Here is a 2,061-nt window from a genome sequence, read left to right on the forward strand (position 1 = left end):
TTCAAAAGAGATAGATTATATTGATAAATTAAAGAAATCTACATATGATGCTGCAGGTATAAATGATGAGTTATTTAATGGTACAAAGAATAATAATCAAAGTGTTATTTTTTCTCAGATATTGGACTCATTATTACCATTGGATTTAATTGAACAGTTTAGATTGTTTTTCAATGAGGTATTTAAAACTAATTCAGCATTAAAGAATTTTGAATTGGTGTATGTGGATTCAACTAGATTCAATAAGGATGAAAAGATTAAGTTAGCTATTGGAAATGCTGGTATGTATAATTCTAAGTTAGTGTTAATGGCTTATCAAGGACATGAACCACATCAAGTATATAATATATTGAAACAGGAAGAACTTATGGGATTAAGTGACTTAATGAAACCTATGGAGTCAGCTCATACTTCTAGTGGTAAGGATAATGGAAGACCTAACGCAAACGAAGATGATTCAACTAAAGCACCATTGGCGCAGAACTAACTGCTAGATTGAATGTGGTCGATGTATAGAGGTTGAATGTATGTTGTAAGGTAATTAATCCTTTTAATGATATGTGATATTAAAATCGCTTTAAAAGGATTGCAAAATTAATAATTGGAGGAAACAAAATGAAAAATCAATTCATTTACTGTTTCAGTGAGGAAGATAAGAAAGAGTTAATACTTAATGGTTTCAAATATATATGCGAAACTAATATGGGAATCCAAAAGGCTTATGTTTTTCATGACGATTGTAAGAAACTAAACTTTGCTTTAGATAAAAGTAAATATTTAGTTGATAATAAGATGTTTTTCTAAGTGCTATTTATATAGTGCTTTTTTAATACAAATTTTTAAGAAAGGAGGGTTTTTAATTGAAGGTTAAAAATATTCCTTGCAAATTATTCGCAGAAGATTCGCAAGATGGTTTAGTAAAATGCAAAGTAATAATTATGAATGAAGGTGAGAACCGCAATAGAAGTTCATTTTCAAAAGAATCTATGGAAGATGCTCAAGAGAGTTTAAAAAACAGACCGTTATTAGCTTATATAAAAAGGAATGAGGATGGTGAAGCGATTGATTTTGGTAGCCATGATATTATAACAAAAATTATAAAAACTGATGAAGGTTATGATTTAAAATATTTCTATTTAGAAACGCCAGTAGGTATATTCCCTGAGTCTTGTAACGTTAGATACGAGGAAATTGATGGAGAAAATCATATGGTAGCCGATGCCTATATATGGGAAGGTTACAGCAATGAAACGTTAGAATTACTTGAAGATAATGAAGGTTGCAAAGACGTGAGTATGGAGATTACGGTACTTGATTCTGAAAAAGATGAAGATGGAATTCTCAACATTAATAAATTCCAATTCAATGCCGTAACTTTATTAGGCTCTGAGGTAATACAAGGCATGAACGGTGGTTGCAACATTAGTGTTTATTCTAAATCTGACTATGAAGATTTTGTGAATAAGATTACCGATAAAATTTATTCAGTAGAAGAAAAGGAGGAAGATGGTTTGGAAAATGAAAATAAAAATGTAAATCCTGAAGTTCAAGAATTCAGCTTATCAGTTGAAAATATAACAGATCAGGTTGTAACTCAGTTAAACTCAAGAACAGTACAAAGAACTGATTATTGGGGAGATACATATCAAGCAAGAGAATTTTGGTTTATGGACATATTGCCTGAAGATAAAATAGCAATAGTTGAAAATGCTGATTATTCTTGCAGACAGTATTATGGTGTTCCATATTCTGTTTCAGAAGATGTAATAACTTTAGATTTCGATAATAAAAAGTCTTATATTTGTGAGTGGAGAGAAATGAAAGGTGAAGAATCACCACAACTATTCCAATTAGAAGATGAAGAAATTAAAAATCATATAGTTGAAAAGTTTAATTCAATAGATACTCATGAAAATGAAGTCAAAGAATTAGATGAATTAAAAGTTACTTATGCTGAATTAGAAGGAAAATTAAATGACATGACTGATTATGAATCATTAAAAGAGTTTAAGGCTGATTATGACAAGGCTAAGTATGAACAAGAAGTTGAAGAGGCTAGCA

3 protein-coding genes are annotated in these 2,061 nt (G+C 29.9%); all 3 read left to right on the plus strand.

From position 1 onward, the window contains the following. Positions 1 to 487 (plus strand): hypothetical protein (locus tag ACRDDY_RS19520; RefSeq protein ID WP_438566574.1); only part of this gene is annotated, 487 nt, incomplete at its 5' end. Positions 488 to 615: 128 nt separating this feature from the next. Continuing rightward, on the plus strand, positions 616 to 804 hold the full coding sequence (locus tag ACRDDY_RS19525; protein WP_438566575.1) for a hypothetical protein: 189 nt from the start codon (positions 616 to 618) through the stop codon (positions 802 to 804). 56 nt (positions 805 to 860) lie between these two features. Beyond that, a partial coding sequence (locus ACRDDY_RS19530; RefSeq protein WP_438566576.1) for a hypothetical protein occupies positions 861 to 2,061 on the plus strand: 1,201 nt, incomplete at its 3' end.

Source organism: Clostridium sp. (genome assembly GCF_051656525.1).
In the GTDB taxonomy this organism is placed as follows: Bacteria; Bacillota; Clostridia; order Clostridiales; family Clostridiaceae; genus Clostridium.

Bases quoted from the DNA above. Each gene is read 5' to 3' on its own strand.
- ACRDDY_RS19525 (WP_438566575.1), top strand. From the start codon at position 616: ATGAAAAATCAATTCATTTACTGTTTCAGTGAGGAAGATAAGAAAGAG.